Raw genomic sequence first — 20765 nt, 5'->3', positions numbered from 1 at the left:
TACTAATTGACTTATAGGAAAATATTTATGAGTTTAAATAAAATTGATTCAGGTGAAAAAAACCCACAAGAATTTAATGTTGTGATAGAAATATCTGCGAATTCTATGCCGGTTAAATATGAGGTTGATAAGAATTCTGGTGTTATTTTTGTTGATCGTTTTATTCTTACATCTATGCATTATCCATGTAATTATGGTTATGTTCCCAATACTTTATCACAAGATGGTGATCCATCTGATGTTTTAGTCATAACTCCATTTCCTGTGCAAATAGGTTCTGTTATCAGATGTAGAGCTATAGGTATTTTAGAGATGGAAGATGAATCTGGTTTTGATGCTAAAATTTTAGCTTTACCTGTAAATAAAATTTATGCTCCTTATAGCAAGATAAAATCTTATGAAGATATAGAAAAAGATGATCTAAATCGTATAAAACATTTTTTTGAGCATTATAAAGATCTAGAACAAGGGAAATGGGTTAAAGTAATTGGATGGAAAGGAATTGAGTCTGCACACGCAGAGTTGATGAGATCTTTATCTGCTTATAATCATAAAAAGCCCTGATTTATTTTTTGAAAAAATCTAAATACATTGGATATAGACTAGCATAAAAAACTGAATTGCTAACTGTTTTTATGATTAGTCCTAGAATAAGTAGGTCTGTTTCTGACAGTAAATGCTTGAATGCGTAATTAATTAGAATTTCTGTTAGGAAAAATATTGCTATCCACGTAGTTAAATATATTGTTAATGGTTTTGCATTATATAATACACTGAGTGATGAGAAAAATAAGGATTTTAATAATTTAGTTTGATTCCAGATAGCGATTGGCATGCAAAATATTAGTAATACATTAAATATTAAAATAGATATTCCAGTTATAATAGTTGGTATTTGTAGAAGTTTTTCTAAATTAAATATAGATTCTTGCGATATTCCGAAAGAATCTATATTTTTCAAAAGAAGGTGTATTTCTCTCATAAAAGGAAGAAGTGATAATAGACTTGTTAACACACATATTAAAAAAACTAAACATCCTATTATGAAACCCTTTTTTATAGTTTGAATATTAAATATGTCTCTCATAAATATATTTCTATCATTGTATAATACTGTTTTACCTAAAGACATTGCTATAAAAAAAACAATATGACTTGATATTATTTTTATTAGAATTCCTAAGATAAATAATTTTTCAGCAAAAATAGTGGTAAATTGTATGCTTGCACTTAATAGAATTATAATAGCAGGAGCTTGAGAGAAAATGCTAATTCCATCAATTATCCATTTTATTCCACGATTTGCTGCTAGTTTATTTAATTTCATTTTTATAAAACAAAAAATTTTATTAATTAATGTTCATATAATATTTCATATGAGAATGGCATTTTATCATGTTTGTATTAATTAAAATTTTTAATTTGGTTATTAACTAGATGCTAGTAGATTCAGATACGCAGAAGAAAGATAGAAAGTTTAGTGTAGCACCCATGTTAGGAGTCACAGATAGGCATTGTCTTTTTTTTTATAGTTTATTATCGCCTAATGTTAACTTATATAGTGAAATGATAGTTACCTCTGCTTTAGTAAATAATGTAGAAAATTTGCATAAATATTTGTATTTTAATCATATAAAAAATCATGTTGTTTTGCAGTTGGGAGGTAATAATCCTCTAGATTTAGCTAGATCGGCAAGTTTTGGTGAGTTTTTTGGTTACAAAGAGATTAATATAAATTGTGGTTGTCCATCTGATAGAGTATTAAAAGGTTCTTTTGGAGCTTCTTTGATGAATAATCCTTTATTAGTTGCTGATTGTTTTAAAGCAATACAAGATGCTGTTTCAATACCTGTATCTGTAAAGCATAGGCTTGGCTTGAATTATAATTTTTCTTATGGTTTTCTAAGGGATTTTGTAGGTATTATCTATGATGTTGGGTGTAGGATTTTTGTGGTGCATGCAAGAAATGCTGTTTTAGGAAAACTAAATCCTAGAGATAATCGTAATATTCCAGCATTAAATTATGATTATGTTTATCAATTGAAACAAGATTTTCCCGATGCTGTTATTATTTTGAATGGTGGTATTTTAAATTTAGAAGTTATTAATAGTATTTTGAAAAAAGTAGATGGGGTTATGATTGGGCGTGCAGTTATGAATAATCCTTTAATTATTTCAAGTATATCTAGTATTTTATGGCCTGATTATGTCCCATACAAGCTAGAAAGAGTTATTCATATAATGACAGAATATGCAGAACGAGAAGTATCTAATGGAGTGCCTCTTTGGTCAATAGTGCGGCCAATGCTAAATATGTTTAAAGGTTTTAAAGGCGCTAAAATGTGGAGAAATATGCTTTCTGATCAAAGTAAACTAAAAGAAAATAATCCTGAGATGATAATGTTAGCATGGAAGAATTTGTCTGCTTTTTTAAATGATAATATTATTTGATTTTTGATAAAGGTTTTAAGTTGTTAGTAGTTGTTGGTATATTTTTTAGTATTGACGTATATGATTTTATTGTGTTGATATGTTAGAATGTATGCTCTTTAAGGCATTTTATAATAATATTTACGTGAAATTTTAGTTTATAGAGTTACTTATTTGGAGTCTATCTATTAAATGAGATTTTTTATTTTTATTAAATAGTGTCTTTATTAAAATTTTAAATTCAAATTTTGTGATCTTATATGTCTGGTAATTCTTTAGGTAAATTATTTTGTGTTACTAATTTTGGAGAATCTCATGGGCCAGCAATTGGTTGCGTGGTGGATGGATGTCCTCCAGGAATGAAATTAGATCATCTTGATATTCAGTCTGAACTTGATAGAAGAAAACCAGGTACTTCTCGTCATGTTACACAGAGACAAGAAAAAGATGAGGTTGAAATATTATCAGGAGTTTATAATGGAGTAACTACTGGAACTCCAATAGCTTTATTGATTCGTAATATTGATGCTCGTAGTAAAGATTATTCAAATATAGCTGAGGCGTTTCGTCCTGGACATGCCGATTATTCTTATTGGCATAAATATGGAGTCAGAGATCCTAGAGGAGGTGGTAGATCATCAGCTCGTTTAACTGCACCTACAGTGGCTGCAGGTGCAATAGCTAAGAAGTGGCTTTTTGAAACATATAACATATCTATATCTGCTTACATGAGTCAATTAGGCAAGATTTCTATTCCATTTATTTCTTACGATTATATTGATAAAAATCCTTTTTTTTCTCCAAATATGGAAATAGTTCCAGAGCTAGAGAATTATATGGATTTATTGCGTAAGAATGGAGATTCCATAGGTGCTCGTATTGAAGTTGTTGCTAATAATGTACCTGTTGGTTTAGGAGAGCCTATTTATGATAGGTTAGATGCTGATATTGCACATATAATGATGGGGCTGAATGCAGTTAAAGCAGTGTCAATTGGTTCTGGTTTTGACTGTATAGGCCAATTGGGTTCTGAACATGGCGATGAAATTACACCTGGAGGTTTTAAATCTAATAATTCTGGTGGGATATTAGGAGGCATATCAACAGGACAGCCTATTAATGTATCATTAGCTATTAAGCCAACTTCCAGTATCAGAGTTGAAAGAAATTCTGTTAATAAAAATAATGAAGCAGTTGTTGTTCAAACCTTTGGTCGTCATGATCCTTGTGTTGGTATAAGAGCTGTTCCAATTGTGGAGTCTATGATGGCAATAATTCTTATTGATCATGCCCTTAGATACCGAGGACAGTGTGGTATTAAATAAGTTGTTTTTTATTAAAATCGTTTCTACTATTTTTTAGTAGGTTAATTTAAATAGTTTTTAAAGAGTTCTTTTATGGCAAAAACCCTATATGATAAACTTTGGGATGCCCACGTCGTACGTCAAGAATCCGATGGGACTTGTTTGATTTACATAGATCGTCATTTGCTTCATGAGGTAACTAGTCCTCAAGCATTTGAAGGATTATCTTTAGCTAATCGTAAACTTTGGCGTATTGGAGCAAACCTAGCTGTAGCAGATCATAATGTTCCTACAGTAGATCGGTCAAAAGGTATAGAGGATCCAATATCAAAATTACAAGTAGATACTCTTGATAATAATTGTAAGAATTATGGTGTTTTAGAATTCCGTATGAATGATTTGCGTCAAGGTATAGTCCATGTTGTAGGTCCTGAACAAGGAGCTACTTTGCCAGGTATGACTGTTGTTTGTGGTGACTCTCATACTAGTACCCATGGTGCAATAGGTGCTTTATCTTTCGGAATAGGCACTTCAGAAGTGGAGCATGTTCTTGCTACTCAAACATTGCTAATGAAGAAAAACAAGAATATGTTGATCACTGTGGATGGCCAACTACCTTATGGGTGTACTGCCAAGGATATTATTTTACATATTATTGGTGTTGTAGGAACTGCTGGAGGTACTGGCTATGCTATAGAATTTGCTGGTGAGGCAATACGTTCTCTTTCAGTAGAAGGTAGAATGACAGTTTGTAATATGGCTATAGAGGCAGGAGCCAGATCTGGATTAGTAGCTGTTGATAATAAAACCATTGAATATTTCAAAGACAGACCATTTTCTCCTAAAGGCGAGCTCTGGACTGAGGCATGTAAATATTGGAACAATCTTCACAGTGATGATGGTGCCTTATTTGATAAAGTTATAAAAATTGATGCTTCTGATATACATCCTCAAGTAACTTGGGGAACATCTCCAGAAATGGTATTGCCTATTAATGCTAGTACGCCTGATCCATCAAAAGAGTCAAGCCAAGTAAAACGTAATAGTATAGAAAGAGCCTTATCATATATGGGATTAGATCCTAGTATTCCACTAACTGATATTAAATTAGATAAAATATTTATTGGTTCTTGTACTAATTCGAGAATTGAAGATTTGAGGGATGCTGCTAAAGTTTTAAAAGGAAAGCATATTGCTCCTAATATCATTCAAGCAATTGTTGTCCCTGGTTCTGGGTTGGTTAAAAAACAAGCTGAACAGGAAGGGCTTGATCAAATTTTCATTGATGCTGGGTATGAATGGAGAGAACCTGGTTGTTCTATGTGTTTAGCTATGAATGCTGATAGGCTTGAACCTGGAGAAAGATGTGCTTCTACCTCAAATCGTAATTTTGAAGGTCGTCAAGGACAAGGTGGTAGAACTCATTTAGTTAGCCCTGCTATGGCAGCAGCAGCTTCAGTTGCTGGCCATTTTGTAGATATTAGAGATTTTAACTGAGTTATTTAATATGCAACCGTTTACTATTCATAAAGGTCTAATAGTTCCATTAGATCGAGAAAATGTTGATACAGATCTCATTATACCAAAACAGTTTTTAAAATCTATAAAGAGAACTGGATTTGGTCCTAATTTATTTGATGAATTAAGGTATTTGGATCATGGTGAACCTGGTATGGATAATAGCAAACGTCCTATAAATCCTGATTTTGTATTAAATCAAAAACGTTATATTGGGGCGTCTGTTTTATTAGCCCGAAAAAATTTTGGTTGTGGTTCCAGCAGAGAACATGCTCCTTGGGCTTTAACACAATATGGATTCAGGTCAATTATTGCTCCTTCTTTTGCCGATATATTTTTTAACAATAGCTTTAAAAATGGTTTGCTTCCAATAGTATTAGCTGAGTCTGATATTTCTATGTTGTTTGAACAGGTAGAAAAAACACCTGGTTATAAAATAACTATAGATCTGTATAAACAGAAAATTACTACAGATGATGGATTAGTTATCAGTTTTAATATTGAATCTTTTAGGAAGCATTGCTTGCTAAATGGATTTGATGATATTAGTTTAACTCTTCAACATTCTAGTGAAATTAAAGAATTTGAAAATAAACATTTGCTTAGCAACCCATGGTTGGAAGCTATGTAAATATAGTTTTGTTTTGATTTTTTATTATTTATGTTTTTATAATTGGACAAAAAATGACTAATGTTGTTGCAGTTTTAGCTGGTGATGGTATAGGTCCAGAAATTGTAGAGCAAGCTGTTCGTGTGTTAAATCTTTTAGATAATAATATTATTATCAAAAATGCTTTAGTTGGAGGGGCAGCTTTTGATCAATTTGAACATCCTTTGCCCACAGAGACACTTGATTTAGCTAATAATTCTGATGCAGTTTTATTTGGGGCTGTTGGTGATTGGAAATACGATAGTTTGCCTCGTGAATTGCGTCCAGAACAATCGATTCTTGGTCTTCGTAAATCGCTTGGTTTATTCGCTAATCTTCGTCCTGCTTTTTTATATTCTGACTTGGCAAATGCATCTACTTTAAAACCTGAAGTTGTTTCTGGCTTGGATTTACTAATAGTTAGAGAGTTAACAGGTGATGTATATTTTGGTCAGCCTCGTGGAACTAGAGTATCTAAAGATGGTCATTTTGTAGGAGAGAAAGAAGGTTTTGATACTATGCGTTATTCTGAATCAGAAATTCGTAGAATAGCTCATATTGCATTCCAATCTGCACAAAAACGCAAGAAAAAACTTTGTAGTGTTGACAAAGCAAATGTTCTGGAAACTTCTCAGTTTTGGCGTGATATTGTTATAGATGTCTCTAAAGAATATAAAGATGTTGAGTTGACACATATGTATATAGATAATGCAGCTATGCAATTAGTTAAAAACCCATGTCAATTTGATGTTATTGTTACTGGAAACTTATTTGGTGACATACTCTCTGATGAAGCAGCTATGTTAACAGGATCAATAGGAATGCTTCCTTCAGCATCATTAAATTCTAAGAATCAAGGTTTATATGAACCAAGTCATGGTTCTGCGCCAGATATAGCTGGTAAAAATATAGCTAATCCTATAGCAACGATTTTATCTGCAGCTATGTTGCTTAGATATTCTTTGAATATGCCTGTCCAAGCTGACCTTATTAATACTGCAGTTGAAAGTGTTTTAGCGAAAGGATTTCGTACTTCTGATATATTTGAACAAGGTATGGTCAAAGTTAGTACTTCAGAGATGGGTGATGAAATTCTAAAGGAATTGAATAGAAAAATTTAGTTATTGTATTTATTAATACTTATTTTATTAGAGTGACATAAGATGATTAAATCAGTAGGTATAGTTGGCTGGAGAGGAATGGTTGGTTCCGTTTTAATGAAAAGAATGCGTGAAGAAAATGATTTTTCTTTGATTAATCCAGTATTTTTTTCTAGTAGCAATGTTGGTGGACATGCTCCCGATTGGGCTGATGGAGCTGATAAGTTAAAAGATTCTTATGATGTTAATGAATTAAAAAAACTACCTATTATTCTAACTGCCCAAGGTGGTGATTATACAACAGAAATTCATACAAAGCTTAGGCAGATTGGATGGGATGGCATATGGATAGATGCAGCTAGTTCTTTACGAATGGAGGACAATTCTATTATAGTCCTTGATCCAGTGAATCGTTCAGTAATTGATAATGCTTTAAGAAAAGGTATTCGTGATTTTATAGGCGGTAATTGCACTGTTAGTTGCATGCTAATGGGGCTGTCTGGATTGTTTAAGCACAATCTTGTAGATTGGGTGTCATCTATGACATATCAAGCTGCTTCTGGTGGCGGAGCTCAGCATATGAGGGAATTGCTTAACCAATTTGGAATAATTAATGGTTCAGTAAATGAGCTTTTACAAGATACAGCATCAGCTATTTTAGAAATTGATAGAGAAGTTTTAAAAATTCAACAATCTTCTGATTTTCCAAGTCCTCATTTTGGAGTTCCTTTAGGAGGAAGTTTAATCCCGTGGATTGATAAAGATCTTGGTAATGGTATGTCTCGAGAAGAGTGGAAAGCGGAAGTTGAGACTAATAAAATTTTAGGTAACGCTAAAAATAGTAAAGATTCAATACAAGTAGATGGTATATGTGTGAGGATAGGTGCTATGAGATGTCATAGTCAAGCACTTACTATTAAATTGAAAAAAGATATTCCTATCAAAGAAATAGAAGAAATTATTGATGGTGGTTCTTCTTGGTCTAAGGTAATACCTAATAATAAAGAGGATAGCGTTACTAAATTAACTCCTATTGCAGTTGCTGGAACATTAGATATACCAGTTGGACGTTTACGTAAATTATCCATGGGTCCTCAATATCTTAGTGCTTTTACTGTTGGAGATCAATTGTTATGGGGTGCAGCTGAACCTTTGCGCCGTATGCTCAGAATAGCTTTGGGCCTATCTTATAATGGCTCTTTTTTTTATGGATGGCAATCGCAACCTCATTGTCAGTCTATACAGGATATATTGGAAATTGCAATATCAAAATTTATATCTGTTGATGAAAAAGTTAAGACTATATGTGCAGGTCGTACTGATCGTGGTGTTCATGCCATTTCACAAATTGTTCATTTCGACACTAAAATAGAGAGGAGTATGACTTCATGGGTAAGGGGAGTGAATGCTTTTTTGCCAAAAGATATTTCAATACATTGGGCTAAGAGTGTAACAACAGATTTCCATGCTAGGTTTAGTGCTACATCTAGAAAATATACTTATGTATTATACTGCGGTAGTGTGAGACCATCTATATATCATGATTTGGTTGGGTGGTGTATGTATGAGCTAGATATAGATAAAATGATAGATTCATCTAATTACTTAATTGGTCTACATGATTTTTCTAGTTTTAGGGCATCTAGATGCCAGTCTAATACATCTGTTAGAGAGATATATAGCTTTGACATAAAGAAAAATGGCTCTTTTATTATTTTTACAATAGAAGCAAATAGTTTTTTATATCATATGGTTCGTAATATAGTGGGAGTTTTGATAGAAATAGGTAGGTCTATTAAAAGTATAGAATGGATGAAAGAATTACTAGAAATTAAAAATAGATCTTTTGCAGCTCCCACTTTTTCTCCTCATGGATTATATTTGTTTTCTGTTAAGTACCCTGATTATTTTAATTTGTCTAGTGATATTTCTAATAGTAGCGTAATTTTTCCATTTTTATAGAATAGAGTTAAGATTTCATGATTAATAAACGAACTAGATTAAAGATTTGTGGTTTTACTAGGGTTGAAGATGTTGTTTTTGCTATTAATCTTGGTGTTGATGCTATAGGGTTGGTATTTTATGAAAATAGCAAAAGATTTATATCTATAGAACAAGCTATTAATATACGTAAGGAAATTCCTCCATTTGTAGATGTAGTTGCTTTATTTGTAAATGCTACAAAATCAGAAATTAATCTTGTTCAAGATAAGATTTCACCAGATTTTTTACAATTTCATGGAAATGAATCAGAAGATTTTTGTTCTATGTTTAAACAAAAATTTTTAAAGGTGTTTAGAGTTGGGGCTCCTGGCTTAGAAAATAGCAATGATTTGGAACGTGCCTGTAAGTCCTATTCTTCTGCTTCTGGTTGGCTATTTGATAGTTATACAGACGTATACGGTGGTAGTGGTATTTCTTTTGATCATAAGGTTTTACATTCTTTGTGTAGAAGTTCTATCAAAAACCGGGTAATAGTATCAGGTGGAGTGAATGAAACTAATGTTGAAGATATAATTAGGTATTTAGATCCATTTGCTTTAGATTTTAGTAGTTGTGTTGAGGTCTCTCCTGGCATTAAATCGTTAGAAAAGATGTCTCGTATTTTAAATATTATAGAAAAAACAAATAATTGTGTTTCCATAAATACATAATATATAAATATAATCATAATAATTATGATTATATTTGCAGATTTTATAAAGGAGAGTTAAAATATAAAATCTATAGGCGGTTAGCTCAGATGGTTAGAGCGCTACGTTGACATCGTAGAGGTCGTTGGTTCGATTCCAATATCGCCTACCAAATAAATAAAACAATGCAAATTAATAATTAGTTTATTTTCCATACTTCAGTGATAATTTCAGCGAAGTTATGCTGATTTCTTTTTTGTCACCATATCTAATTTAGATTTCTAGATATGATTTTCTTGTATGAAAGAACTAATTTTTTAAACTTTAATCAATTGTTTCTATAGTATTAATGGTATTAAGTATCATTAAAGTAAAGTTTCTATTAAATTTTATTAGTTTTAATTTAATTCTATACATGTTCAATATTTGCAATTTAGGGAATATTAATTAATGATTTCAGTTACCTTGCCAAATGCTTCTCAATTTAGATATGAAACCAGCATTAGTATTTCAGAAGTTATAAAAGATATTGGCTTGGATATTAATACAGCTGTAGTTGCCTATATAAGCGATAAAAATGGTGCTTCTAAGTACGTAGATTTGAATTTTTTAATATCTGAAAATATCAGTCTGAAAGTAATCACAATACATGATACAGAGGCCTTAGAGGTAATTAGGCATTCTACAGCTCATTTATTAGCATATGCTGTCAAAGAGTTATTTCCTGATTCTAGAATAGCAATAGGTCCTGTTATAGATAATGGTTTTTATTACGATATTAGTTGTAAACATCATATTACCTTGGAAGACTTGGTTGTAATAGAGCAAAAAATGCATGAGTTGTCATTAAAAAATGAGCCTATAATCAGAGAATATTATAGTAGAGATAATGCAGTAGAGCTATTTAAGACATTAGGTGAAGACTATAAAGTAGAAATAATTTCTCAAATACCAAAAGATGAAAATTTGACTTTATATAGAGAGGGAAAGTTTGTTGACTTATGTAGAGGACCTCATGTTCCATCCAATGGTTTCTTAAAACATTTTAAATTATTAAAAGTGTCAGGTGCTTACTGGCGTGGTGATAGCAAAAATGAAATGTTGCAGAGAATATATGGCACAGCTTGGCTTACTAAACAGCAACAAGATGATTATTTAAATATGTTGCAGGAAGCAGAGAAAAGAGATCATAGAAGAATATCTAAGGAATTAGATCTATTTCATATTCAAGAAGAAGCTCCTGGATTAGTTTTCTGGCACCCTAAAGGTTGGGTTATATGGCAGGAGATTGAGAAATATATGAGATCAATATATTTAGGGAATGGTTATAAAGAAATAAAAAGTCCACAAATATTAGATATTTCTCTTTGGAAAAAAACTGGCCATTTAGATAACTATAGTGAGAATATGTTTTTAACACATTCAGAGAATAAAGATTATGCTTTGAAACCAATGAATTGTCCAGGTCATATACAGGTATTTAATTCTAGTTTAAGATCATACAAAGATTTGCCAATTAGATATGGTGAATTTGGGCAGTGTCATCGTAATGAATATTCTGGATCTTTGCACGGATTAATGAGGTTGAGAGGTTTTACTCAGGATGATGGCCATATATTTTGCACGGAAAAAGACTTGCAAAATGAATGTGTAGATTTTACAAAATTATTACAAAAAGTATATAATGACTTTGGTTTTAAGGATATTGTATACAAAGTTTCAACTCGTCCTAAAAAAAGAATTGGCGATGATAATATTTGGGATTTGGCAGAGAAAGCTTTAATGAATAGTCTTAGTGAACTTGGTTGTGATTTTGACATTAATCCAGGTGATGGAGCTTTTTATGGTCCTAAAATAGAGTATATGTTAAAGGATGCAATAGGAAGAAATTGGCAATGTGGTACTATCCAGGTAGATTTTTTTATGCCAGATAGACTTAATGCTGAGTATGTTGATTCATGTGATAAAAGACGTGTTCCTGTTATGTTGCATAGGGCTATTCTAGGTTCTATAGAGCGTTTTATAGGAGTTTTAATTGAACATCATGCTGGCTCATTGCCAACATGGTTATCTCCTGTGCAAGTTGTAGTTTGTTGTATTTCTGAGCAGTCTGAAGAATATGCAAAATTTGTAATGAATGATCTCAAAAACAAAGGTTTTCGTGCTGTTGTTGATTTGCGAAATGAGAAAATTAATCGTAAAATTAGAGAACATAGTTTACAAAAAATACCGTATGTTTTAGTTGTTGGAGAGAAAGAGAAAAATAATGTAACTGTTTCAGTTCGTAAATTAGGATCAAATTATTCAATTCTTATGAAGAATGATGATTTTGTGAAACAATTGAAAAATGAAATTAAATTACATAATAATCTCTCTATTTGATTTTATTTTTTGAGGAGTTGTTAATATCGCTACCGAAAAAACTAGTCGCATTAATAATGAAATTCGTGTTCCCGAAGTGCGTCTTATAGGTATAGAAGGGGAACAGTTAGGAATATTGAAGATTTCTGATGCTTTGCGTTTGTCAGAACAGAATGAAGTTGATTTGGTTGAGATAGCTCCTAATGCTGTCCCTCCTGTTTGCAGATTGATGGATTATGGCAAATTCAAGTATAAAGAACAGAAAAGGTTAGCTGAAGCTAGATCAAAACAAAAAATAATCCAGGTAAAAGAGGTTAAATTCAGGCCATCTACAGATGATGGTGATTATAATGTCAAGTTAAGAAATTTACGTAAATTTTTAGAGGATGGAGATAAGGCAAAAGTTTCTTTGCGTTTCCGTGGAAGAGAAATGGCACACCAAGATTTAGGTATGCGTGTTTTAGAAAGAATACGTAATGATCTATCTGATCATGCTGTCGTAGAATCAATGCCAAGATTAGAAGGAAGACAAATGGTTATGATGCTTTCACCAAAGAAAAAAAGTGCTTAGTTGATGACTAATTGTATTTATTGTCTTTTGTTTTTATAATTGTTGTTTTTTATAATTTATTTTTAATTTTATGCATGTATTATTCATTATAGATCCGTTGATTTCTCTTTCTGCTTATAAAGATACTTCTGTATCTATAATGATTTCTTTAATTTCACGTGGGTACGATGTTAGCGTTGCTACTCAAACAGATTTATTTATAGATCCTAATGGTGAAGTTATAGTTAGTGCTAAAAAGTTATTCTTAAAAGACAATATAAACCTAAGTAGTAATGATTGGTTTATTACTGACTCTGTATGTGTAGAGATCATTAATATCTTTGATATTGTTTTAGTTAGAAAAGATCCTCCTTTTGATATGGAGTATTTTTATTTAACTCATATATTAGAGATAGCTAAGAACAAAGGTGTAAAGATTATTAATGATCCTACATCTCTTAGGAATTACTCTGAAAAATTATCTATTTTAAATTTTCCAGAGTTGATTATGCCCACTTTAGTATCTAGCAATATTAATGAATTGAAAAAATTTTGTTTTTTCTATAATGATATTATATTAAAACCATTGGATGGCATGGGAGGATCTGGGATATTTAGATTAAAAAAAGACGATCCTAATTTAAATGTTATATTAGAAACTTCTACTAATAATGCTCAACGTACTGTAATGGTGCAGAAATATATTCCTGAAATAACACAAGGTGATAAAAGGGTAATTTTAATAAACAATAAAATAGTTCCTTATTGTCTTGCTAGAATTCCTAAAAAAGGTGAAAGTAGGGGAAACTTAGCTGTTGGTGGTCATGGAGTTGCACAACTTCTTTCTGAATCTGATATTAAAATTGCTGAATCAGTTGGATCTTTTTTAGAAGGTAAAGGATTGTCTCTAGTTGGTCTAGATATTATAGGTAAATCTCTTACAGAGATTAATGTAACCAGTCCTACGTGTTTTGTTGAAATTACTAATAGCACTAAATTTGATGTTGCTGGAATGTTTATAGATTATTTGGAGAGTATTTTATAGTCTAATGTATTTATTAGGTGGGTTTTAAAATTTAATCCTAACATATGGTAATTCATATTATGACGATTATTAAAAGCATAGTTCTAAATAAGAAAAATGGTTTAGATGTTTCAGAAGCTTCTAAATTGACAAAAATTGCTAGTCAATTTAGAAGTGAAGTTTTTATTTCTTGTGATGCACGTAAAGTAAATGCTAAAAGCATTATGGGAATAATGATGTTGGCAGCAGGAACAGGGAAAAATATTAAGATAGAAATTTCTGGGCCTGATTCTGAAGCAGCAATGAAAGCCTTAGATTTATTTTTTTGTGATGAATAAAAATATATTAAGGGATATTTTATATTCCAGTAGAACCAAAACCTTTGTCACCTCTATTATTTTTTTCTGAAAAATCATTCACTATATTGAAAGTCGGTTTTAATATAGGCAAAAATATCATTTGTGCTATTCTATCACCAGGCTTTATGGATATTGAATCATTCGACATAGCATTATTCCTATTATATACACTTATAAATATAGTACCTGAGTAATCTGCATCTATTACTCCAGCTGTATTTCCTAGGATTAATCCCTTATTATGACCAAGGCCAGATCTTGGAAGTATGATTGCCATCATATTTGTATTATTCATATGTATAGCTATACCAGTAGATATAAGTATTGCTTTATCATTTGGTTTTATTTCGATTTGATTTTCTATACATGCATATAAGTCAATACCAGCAGCAAGTTCACTCTGGTATTTTGGTATATTCAATTTTTCTTGCAAAGAATTGTCAGTTATTTTAATTTCTATTGTAGGTGATAATAGATTTTTGATTTGGTCTAAATATTTATTTTCCATATTATTGCCTATTATAAAATCTTGTTGAAATTTCTTTTATCAGAATTCTTGATATTTCAAGCTTGTTGGCCTTAGGTATATTATATGAGCCTTTTGAGTCTATTAATATTACTTCGGAGTCATCAGAATCCATGACATCTGTAGCAATATTTGCAATTATCATATCTAAATTCTTTTTAATTAGTTTTTTCTGAGCATTATTTTTTAAATCATCAGTTTCTGCTGCAAACCCAACACAGAAAGGTTTTTTTTCTAAATTGGCAACTTCAGCTAATATATCATGGTTATGTTCTAATTGTATTTCTGGTATATATTCACTGTGTAACTTTTTGATCTTCTTTTGGTTATAGTTTTTTACTTTCCAGTCAGCAACAGCAGCAACAGATATAAATATATCTATATTATTTATTAGTTTCATAACCATATTATACATTTCATCAGTTGTGTTTATATTATAAACATTTATATAATTTGGTATTTTTATCTTTGTTGGTCCTGTTATTAAAGTAACATTAGCTCCAGATTCATAGGCAGATCTTGCTATGGCATATCCCATTTTTCCAGAAGATTTATTGCTAATAAAACGTACTGGATCTATTGGTTCTATAGTTGGTCCAGCTGTTATGAGTATATTCTTATTTGCTAATAATTTTTCTTGAAATATTGATGTGATTTCAATTAGTAAATTTTCATTATCTACTAATTTTCCATAACCTTCTTCACCACAAGCTTGTTTTCCATATATTGGACCAATAATTTTTATTCCATCAGAAATAAGTTGTTTAACATTTCTTTGAATAACAGGATTAGTCCACATTTCTTTATTCATTGCAGGCGCAACATATAAAGGACATTTTCGTGCTAAACACATTGTTGATAAAAGATCATCAGCTATACCATGTGCTAATTTTGATATAAAATTAGCACTTGCTGGTACTATAATCATCAAATCAGCTTCTCTTGTTAAATTTATATGATCCATAGCATTATTTGACTGATTGTTAGAATCATCAAATATTATTCTTCCTGACAACGCCTGCATTGTAGTTTTAGTTATGAAATTTTGTGCTGATTTTGTCATTACAATATCAACTAAGACATCTTCTTTAATAAGATCTCTAACTAGGTCAGCTACTTTGTAACAAGCAATACTGCCTGTCATACCTATAATGATTTGTTTTTTTAAAAGTGTAGGCATTTGGATATCATTTTTAACAGCTTATAACTTTTTTGTTATAGAAAGATTTTTATTTTTTAATAATCTTATTTCAATGAAACAAAATAAAATTACTCCAATTGAAATATAGACATCTGCTAGATTAAAAACTGGAAAGAAAAAATCATCCCAATAAAACAATAGAAAATCAATAACGTAACCATTATAAAAACGATCTATCATATTTCCTATAGTTCCTGCCATAATCATTGCAAGAGCTATATTATTTGTCTTTGTTGTATTGGAAGAATTTAATATCATAAGTATAAAACAAGATACGCTAATACCTATAAGTATAAACAAGTATTTTTGATTTCCTTCTTGATTCGATAGCAAACTAAAGGCTGCACCCCAATTGTATATTAGTGTTAAATTAAAACATGAAGTTACGTATATTCTATCGCCATATTCTATAGTTTTATCTATGTATAATTTACTTAATTGGTCTAAAAAAATTAATAGTAGTATTAAGAAATAATAGATTTTTTTAATATACTTCTTACTACTACATACATAAGGTAAATATATCATAGATTAGGCTTTATTGCGTTTTTCACCATTTTCAAATAAATTTTGAATGCATCTATTACAAATATTTTTATGTTTAGTATCAACGCCAACATCTTCTCTCCAGTGCCAACAACGCTCACATTTTTTATTTTTAGATGTTCGAACAATGATTGTTGTTTCTTGTTCTAGAGAATCGAAAAGGTTGGTTTTAGATACAATAAATATAAAATGCAAATCAGATTTTAAGCTCTCTAATATTTCTTTGTCATGATGATTCATATATATATCTATTTCTGCTTGTAAAGATGATCCTATTTCTCCATTGGTCCTAGCTTCTTCTAATTTTCTTTGAACAATATCTCTAATTTTTCTTATGGAAGACCATTTATCATAGAGATAGAAATCTTTTTCTACATCTAATTTTTGAAATAATTGTGTAAATATAGTTACTGCATCATATTCATTTTTTAAAGATGGTATTGTTGAATTAGCTAATTCTTCCCATGCTTCTTCAGATGTAAATGAAAGAATTGGTGCTACAGTTTTTAGCAAAATTTTTGTAATCTCCAACAATGCAGTTTGAGCAGATCTACGTGCTAAACTATTGACAGGAGTTGTATACAACCTATCTTTCAATATATCTAAGTAGAAAGACCCTAAATCCTCTGAGCAAAATTTTTGTATTTTTGAAACTATTTTATGAAATTCATATTTTTCATAATATTGTAAGATTTCTTCTTGAATTTTTGATGTTAAAACTAATGCATACTTATCTATTTCAAACAGATTGGAATATTCTACGTAGTTATTCTTATGATCAAAATCAGATATATTTAATAGTAAAAATCGTATTGTATTTCGTATGCGTCTATAACTTTCTACTGTTCTATCAAGAATTTCTTTAGAAATGGATAGTTCGCTAGAGTAGTCTGCACTAGCAATCCAAAGCCTTAGTATATCAGCACCTAGTGAATCACATATTTTTTGGGGAGAAACTATATTCCCCAAAGATTTACTCATTTTTTTTCCCTGGCCATCTACAACAAATCCATGAGTTAGAAGTGCTTTATAAGGAGCTTGTTTATATAGCATACATCCAATTAATAAGGAAGAATGAAACCATCCTCGATGTTGATCAGATCCTTCTAAATATAGGTCAGCTGGCCATTCTAATTCTTTAGAATGAGTGCCATTAAATTCATTATCTTTGCCACCTATAACAGTTAAATGAGTTGATCCAGAATCGAACCAAACATCTAGAGTGTCATTGCTTTTTTCGTATTGCTCGGCATTTTTTTTATCAATAAGATGGTTGCAATCAATATTTTGCCATTCTTCAATTCCACTAATTTCTATTTTCTGTGCTATTGTTTCTAATAATGATATGGTATCCGGGTGTATGTTTTTAGAATCTTTATTTAATAATAAAGCCATAGGCACCCCCCATTGTCGTTGTCTTGAAATTGTCCAATCAGGTCTATTGGCAATCATAGCTTTTAGCCTGTCTTTACCCCAAGATGGATAAAAAGTAGTTTTTTCAATATTATCTAGAGCAATTTCTCGTATCGTTTTGTTATTGTCTGATTTTATATCTAGTCCAGCAAACCATTGATGAGTAGATTTGAAAATAACTGGTGTTTTATGGCGCCAGCAATGCATATAACTATGCTCATATATTTCCTGTTTTACTAGAGTCTCATTTTCTAATAGCATTTCAATAATTTTTTGATTTGCATCCCAAATAGATATATTTTCTAGGAAAGGAACTTCAGATATAAAAGTACCGTATTCTGTAATAAGATCAAGAATATCTGAGTCTGTAAATCCATTTTTCTTAAAGACATTAAAGTCATCTAAGCCATGTGCTGGCGCTGAATGCACTATACCGGTTCCAGTATCTGTAGTTACATATTTGCCCATTAAGACAGGTGATGTGCGATTATAAGAATCATGTAAATTAAACAATGGATGTAAAAAAGTATGGTTTTCTAATTTCACACCTTTTACTATTGATAATACATTTCCTTTTAGATTTGTTTGTTCTAGAAAATAGTTAACTCTATCTTTGGCTATTATTATATTTGATAATATTTTCTTATCTGAATTTGTTTCTATTAGAGCATAGTCTAGTTCAGGATGAACACTTAGAAATTGATTCGCAGGTATTGTCCATGGTGTTGTAGTCCATATTATAGCGGAGCATATATTAATATTATAATTAAATATTTCAGATAATTTTTCTGTGCTAGCAGACTTGAAAGCTACATATATAGCATCGTCTTTTTTATCATAATATTCTATTTCAGCCTCTGCTAAGGCTGATTTACAGTCAAAACACCAATTTATGGGTCTGAGTCCTCGAAAAACAAATCCTGATTCCATTATTCTTTTTAATACACGAATTTCATTTGCTTCATTTTTGAAATTCATAGTCAAATATGGATTGTTCCAGTTTCCAAGTACTCCTAAGCGTTTAAATTCTTGTTTTTGTTTTTCTATTTGTTCTTTAGCATATAACCTAGCTTTGTTTTGAATCTCTTTAGTCGATAAATGCTTGCCAAATTTTTTTTCTATTTGTATTTCTATCGGCATACCATGGCAGTCCCAACCTGGAATGTAGTGGGCATCATATCCTGACATAGTTTTGCTTTTAATTATGATGTCTTTGAGAACTTTATTGACAGCATGCCCTAAATGGATATTTCCGTTTGCATAAGGCGGTCCATCGTGTAATGTGAATTTCTGTCTTCCTTGACAAGATTTTCTAATAACATTATATATGTTTTGGTCTTCCCATTTTTTAAGCCATTCAGGCTCTTTTTTTGGCAAATTGCCACGCATTTGGAAAGATGTATCTAATAAGTTAAGTGTATTTTTATAGTCCATTGTTAGCAAAGTAAGAACGTGCGTTTTTTATATCATTTGAAATTGCATTTATCAAAGATTTGATATTAGTAAATTTCTCTTCATTGCGAATTTTTTTTAAAAACTCTATATAAATGATTTTTCCATAAGCATCTATATTATCATCTATAAGATGAATTTCTAATAGCAAAGACCCATTTATTTCTATGCTCTCTCGTATACCAAGATTAGCAACTCCTGGTAATATTTTATTTTTTAGGCCATATACTCTGACGATATATACTCCTTTTTCTAATGCATAATTCTGAGGAACATTTATGTTCATTGTTGGAAAGCCTAGTTTTCTTCCTATTTTTTTTCCATGTATTACATGACCACTTATTCCGAATATTCTGCCTAGTAATCTTCTAGATGTTTCTAAGTCTGATTTTTTTAACAAATCTCTTAATTTTGAACTGGATACAATGCTTCCAGTTATATTATTATTTACATCTTCAATTGTATATAGTTGAAAACCATATTTAGTGGATGCTTTTTTTAATAATTCTAGGTCACCTTGACGTTGGTAACCAAATCGAAAGTTTTCTCCTATTATAAGCAGTTTCATATTAAGCTTTCTTATTAAAAAATAATCTATGAATAAATCTGCTTCAATATTAATTATATCGTCAAATCTTTGAATCATTATTTGATTCATGCCATGCTTTGTTATAAGCTTTATTTTGTCTCTAGTATTATAAATTCTAGATATTTTATTTTGCTTAAAATATTCACGAGAATGAGGATGAAACGTAAGAGCAGAAGGTGTCATGTTGTAGATCGAAGCTTTTTGCACTAATTTTTGAAAAAGTTTTTGATGACCTAAATGAACTCCATCAAAGTTTCCGATTGTAATTGCGCATGCTTGATTCGCACTGTTACATTTTTTATTTTTGTAGGTATGCAAGATTATTTTCACAAATAAGAAAGTAATTATTATAGTCTAACTAAATTGTACATTAAGTGAGGATGTTATTACCGTGAAAACATATCATAAAAATTGTCGTTTTGTTATTTTAATTTCAGGACGTGGTAGTAATATGCAGAAAATAATTGAGTCATGTATTGCTGAAAAATGGCCTGCAACTATTTGTGCGGTCATTTCTAATGACCCTAGTTCGAAAGGACTAGAATGGGCTAAATCTAGAGGTATAGATTCAATTTCTTTAAACCATAAAGATTTTCATAGTCGTGAGCTTTTTGATCAATTTCTAATTGATAAGATAGATGAATACACTCCTGATTATGTTTTATTAGCTGGATTTATGAGGGTTTTAACAAAAGGGTTTGTTGACCATTATAACGATATGCTAATAAATATACATCCGTCTTTGTTGCCTTCTTTCCCTGGTTTAAACACTCATTCTAAGGCCATAGAAAAGGGGGTGCTTGTTCATGGTTGCACCATTCATTTTGTTAATGCCAATTTAGATGATGGCCCAATAATAGCGCAAGGTTGTCTTCCTGTATTATCTAGTGATAATGAAGATAGTCTATCTGAAAAAGTTTTAGGTATTGAGCATAAAATTTATCCTCTGGTTGTTAAATGGCTTTCTATGGGCAAAATTAGCATAGATAAATCAAGGAAGGTAAGTGTTGAAGGAGAGAAAAGATTTATTTTTGTTGACAGATGATTAATTGATAAGTAGTTTAGTTGTTTTTTTGCTACATTCGTATTACTATTGGTGTAGTAGTCCAA

19 protein-coding genes and 1 tRNA gene are annotated in these 20765 nt (G+C 30.8%); 14 read left to right on the top strand and 6 right to left on the bottom strand.

The features are described from left to right. Positions 1-27: 27 nt before the first annotated feature. Entirely contained in the window at positions 28-564 is a 537-nt protein-coding gene (gene ppa, locus CKCE_RS02025; protein WP_015238661.1) for an inorganic diphosphatase, read from the top strand. 1 nt (position 565) lies between these two features. On the opposite strand, the gene CKCE_RS02020 is transcribed toward ppa, so the two are convergent. Continuing rightward, on the bottom strand, positions 566-1327 hold the full coding sequence (locus CKCE_RS02020; RefSeq protein WP_015238660.1) for a hypothetical protein: 762 nt from the start codon (positions 1325-1327) through the stop codon (positions 566-568). 110 nt (positions 1328-1437) lie between these two features. Here CKCE_RS02020 and dusA point away from each other — a divergent pair, with 110 nt between their 5' ends. The 12 genes from dusA (at position 1438) to CKCE_RS01960 (ending at position 13907) form a co-directional block, all read left to right on the top strand. Further along, the gene (gene dusA, locus CKCE_RS02015; RefSeq protein WP_015238659.1) at positions 1438-2451 is read left to right on the top strand and encodes a tRNA dihydrouridine(20/20a) synthase DusA; all 1014 of its coding nucleotides are present in this window, start codon (positions 1438-1440) and stop codon (positions 2449-2451) included. 239 nt (positions 2452-2690) lie between these two features. Beyond that, entirely contained in the window at positions 2691-3755 is a 1065-nt protein-coding gene (gene aroC, locus CKCE_RS02010) for a chorismate synthase (RefSeq protein WP_015238658.1), read from the top strand. 72 nt (positions 3756-3827) lie between these two features. Continuing rightward, on the top strand, positions 3828-5231 hold the full coding sequence (gene leuC, locus CKCE_RS02005; protein WP_015238657.1) for a 3-isopropylmalate dehydratase large subunit: 1404 nt from the start codon (positions 3828-3830) through the stop codon (positions 5229-5231). A 10-nt stretch (positions 5232-5241) separates the two neighbouring features. Then, positions 5242-5883, top strand: coding sequence for a 3-isopropylmalate dehydratase small subunit (gene leuD, locus CKCE_RS02000; protein WP_015238656.1), 642 nt, complete (start codon positions 5242-5244; stop codon positions 5881-5883). A gap of 53 nt (positions 5884-5936) precedes the next feature. Continuing rightward, complete coding sequence (gene leuB, locus CKCE_RS01995; protein WP_015238655.1) at positions 5937-7022, top strand: 3-isopropylmalate dehydrogenase; 1086 nt, start codon at positions 5937-5939, stop codon at positions 7020-7022. 42 nt (positions 7023-7064) lie between these two features. Continuing rightward, entirely contained in the window at positions 7065-8963 is a 1899-nt protein-coding gene (asd, locus tag CKCE_RS04020) for an aspartate-semialdehyde dehydrogenase (protein ID WP_015238654.1), read from the top strand. A gap of 17 nt (positions 8964-8980) precedes the next feature. Beyond that, positions 8981-9655, top strand: a complete 675-nt coding sequence (locus CKCE_RS01985) for a phosphoribosylanthranilate isomerase (RefSeq protein ID WP_015238653.1) — start codon at positions 8981-8983, stop codon at positions 9653-9655. A 74-nt stretch (positions 9656-9729) separates the two neighbouring features. Beyond that, positions 9730-9806, top strand: a tRNA-Val gene (locus CKCE_RS01980). Positions 9807-10084: 278 nt separating this feature from the next. Continuing rightward, on the top strand, positions 10085-12016 hold the full coding sequence (gene thrS / locus CKCE_RS01975) for a threonine--tRNA ligase (protein WP_015238652.1): 1932 nt from the start codon (positions 10085-10087) through the stop codon (positions 12014-12016). 25 nt (positions 12017-12041) lie between these two features. Further along, a complete protein-coding gene (gene infC / locus CKCE_RS01970) occupies positions 12042-12566 on the top strand; it encodes a translation initiation factor IF-3 (RefSeq protein WP_041572042.1) in 525 nt (174 codons plus the stop codon). Between the two features lie 70 nt (positions 12567-12636). Continuing rightward, positions 12637-13590: a glutathione synthase gene (gene gshB, locus CKCE_RS01965; RefSeq protein WP_015238650.1), complete on the top strand. Its 954-nt coding sequence runs from the start codon at positions 12637-12639 to the stop codon at positions 13588-13590. Between the two features lie 59 nt (positions 13591-13649). Then, positions 13650-13907, top strand: coding sequence for an HPr family phosphocarrier protein (locus tag CKCE_RS01960; protein WP_015238649.1), 258 nt, complete (start codon positions 13650-13652; stop codon positions 13905-13907). Positions 13908-13926: 19 nt separating this feature from the next. Here the strand turns inward: CKCE_RS01960 and dut are convergent, their stop codons facing one another. Genes dut through CKCE_RS01935 form a run of 5 tightly spaced genes read right to left on the bottom strand, consistent with a single transcriptional unit; the run spans position 13927 to position 19973 of the window. Then, a complete protein-coding gene (gene dut, locus CKCE_RS01955) occupies positions 13927-14436 on the bottom strand; it encodes a dUTP diphosphatase (RefSeq protein WP_015238648.1) in 510 nt (169 codons plus the stop codon). 1 nt (position 14437) lies between these two features. Continuing rightward, positions 14438-15634 (bottom strand): bifunctional phosphopantothenoylcysteine decarboxylase/phosphopantothenate--cysteine ligase CoaBC, encoded by a 1197-nt coding sequence (gene coaBC, locus CKCE_RS01950; RefSeq protein ID WP_015238647.1) that lies wholly within the window; start codon positions 15632-15634, stop codon positions 14438-14440. A gap of 21 nt (positions 15635-15655) precedes the next feature. Beyond that, positions 15656-16183 (bottom strand): signal peptidase II, encoded by a 528-nt coding sequence (lspA, locus tag CKCE_RS01945; protein ID WP_015238646.1) that lies wholly within the window; start codon positions 16181-16183, stop codon positions 15656-15658. A 3-nt stretch (positions 16184-16186) separates the two neighbouring features. After that, the gene (gene ileS / locus CKCE_RS01940; protein WP_015238645.1) at positions 16187-19048 is read right to left on the bottom strand and encodes an isoleucine--tRNA ligase; all 2862 of its coding nucleotides are present in this window, start codon (positions 19046-19048) and stop codon (positions 16187-16189) included. Beyond that, on the bottom strand, positions 19038-19973 hold the full coding sequence (locus CKCE_RS01935; protein WP_225968696.1) for a bifunctional riboflavin kinase/FAD synthetase: 936 nt from the start codon (positions 19971-19973) through the stop codon (positions 19038-19040). Before CKCE_RS01935 ends, ileS begins: the two co-directional genes overlap by 11 nt. A 73-nt stretch (positions 19974-20046) precedes the next feature. Here CKCE_RS01935 and purN point away from each other — a divergent pair, with 73 nt between their 5' ends. Continuing rightward, complete coding sequence (purN, locus tag CKCE_RS01930) at positions 20047-20700, top strand: phosphoribosylglycinamide formyltransferase (RefSeq protein ID WP_015238643.1); 654 nt, start codon at positions 20047-20049, stop codon at positions 20698-20700. The last annotated feature ends 65 nt before the right edge of the window (positions 20701-20765 follow it).

The sequence above is a fragment of the Candidatus Kinetoplastibacterium crithidii (ex Angomonas deanei ATCC 30255) genome (assembly GCF_000319225.1).
GTDB classification, from domain to species: Bacteria; Pseudomonadota; Gammaproteobacteria; order Burkholderiales; family Burkholderiaceae_B; genus Kinetoplastidibacterium; species Kinetoplastidibacterium crithidii_B.
This window is presented reverse-complemented; position numbering and strand designations above follow the sequence as displayed.

What these genes read in the sequence shown, in the direction of transcription:
- ppa (WP_015238661.1), top strand. Translation starts at nt 28, where the DNA reads ATGAGTTTAAATAAAATTGATTCAGGTGAAAAAAACCCACAAGAATTT.
- CKCE_RS02020 (WP_015238660.1), bottom strand. Translation starts at nt 1,327, where the DNA reads ATGAAATTAAATAAACTAGCAGCAAATCGTGGAATAAAATGGATAATT.
- dusA (WP_015238659.1), top strand. Translation starts at nt 1,438, where the DNA reads ATGCTAGTAGATTCAGATACGCAGAAGAAAGATAGAAAGTTTAGTGTA.
- aroC (WP_015238658.1), top strand. Translation starts at nt 2,691, where the DNA reads ATGTCTGGTAATTCTTTAGGTAAATTATTTTGTGTTACTAATTTTGGA.
- leuC (WP_015238657.1), top strand. Translation starts at nt 3,828, where the DNA reads ATGGCAAAAACCCTATATGATAAACTTTGGGATGCCCACGTCGTACGT.
- leuD (WP_015238656.1), top strand. Translation starts at nt 5,242, where the DNA reads ATGCAACCGTTTACTATTCATAAAGGTCTAATAGTTCCATTAGATCGA.
- leuB (WP_015238655.1), top strand. Translation starts at nt 5,937, where the DNA reads ATGACTAATGTTGTTGCAGTTTTAGCTGGTGATGGTATAGGTCCAGAA.
- asd (WP_015238654.1), top strand. Translation starts at nt 7,065, where the DNA reads ATGATTAAATCAGTAGGTATAGTTGGCTGGAGAGGAATGGTTGGTTCC.
- CKCE_RS01985 (WP_015238653.1), top strand. Translation starts at nt 8,981, where the DNA reads ATGATTAATAAACGAACTAGATTAAAGATTTGTGGTTTTACTAGGGTT.
- thrS (WP_015238652.1), top strand. Translation starts at nt 10,085, where the DNA reads ATGATTTCAGTTACCTTGCCAAATGCTTCTCAATTTAGATATGAAACC.
- gshB (WP_015238650.1), top strand. Translation starts at nt 12,637, where the DNA reads ATGCATGTATTATTCATTATAGATCCGTTGATTTCTCTTTCTGCTTAT.
- CKCE_RS01960 (WP_015238649.1), top strand. Translation starts at nt 13,650, where the DNA reads ATGACGATTATTAAAAGCATAGTTCTAAATAAGAAAAATGGTTTAGAT.
- dut (WP_015238648.1), bottom strand. Translation starts at nt 14,436, where the DNA reads ATGGAAAATAAATATTTAGACCAAATCAAAAATCTATTATCACCTACA.
- coaBC (WP_015238647.1), bottom strand. Translation starts at nt 15,634, where the DNA reads ATGCCTACACTTTTAAAAAAACAAATCATTATAGGTATGACAGGCAGT.
- lspA (WP_015238646.1), bottom strand. Translation starts at nt 16,183, where the DNA reads ATGATATATTTACCTTATGTATGTAGTAGTAAGAAGTATATTAAAAAA.
- ileS (WP_015238645.1), bottom strand. Translation starts at nt 19,048, where the DNA reads ATGGACTATAAAAATACACTTAACTTATTAGATACATCTTTCCAAATG.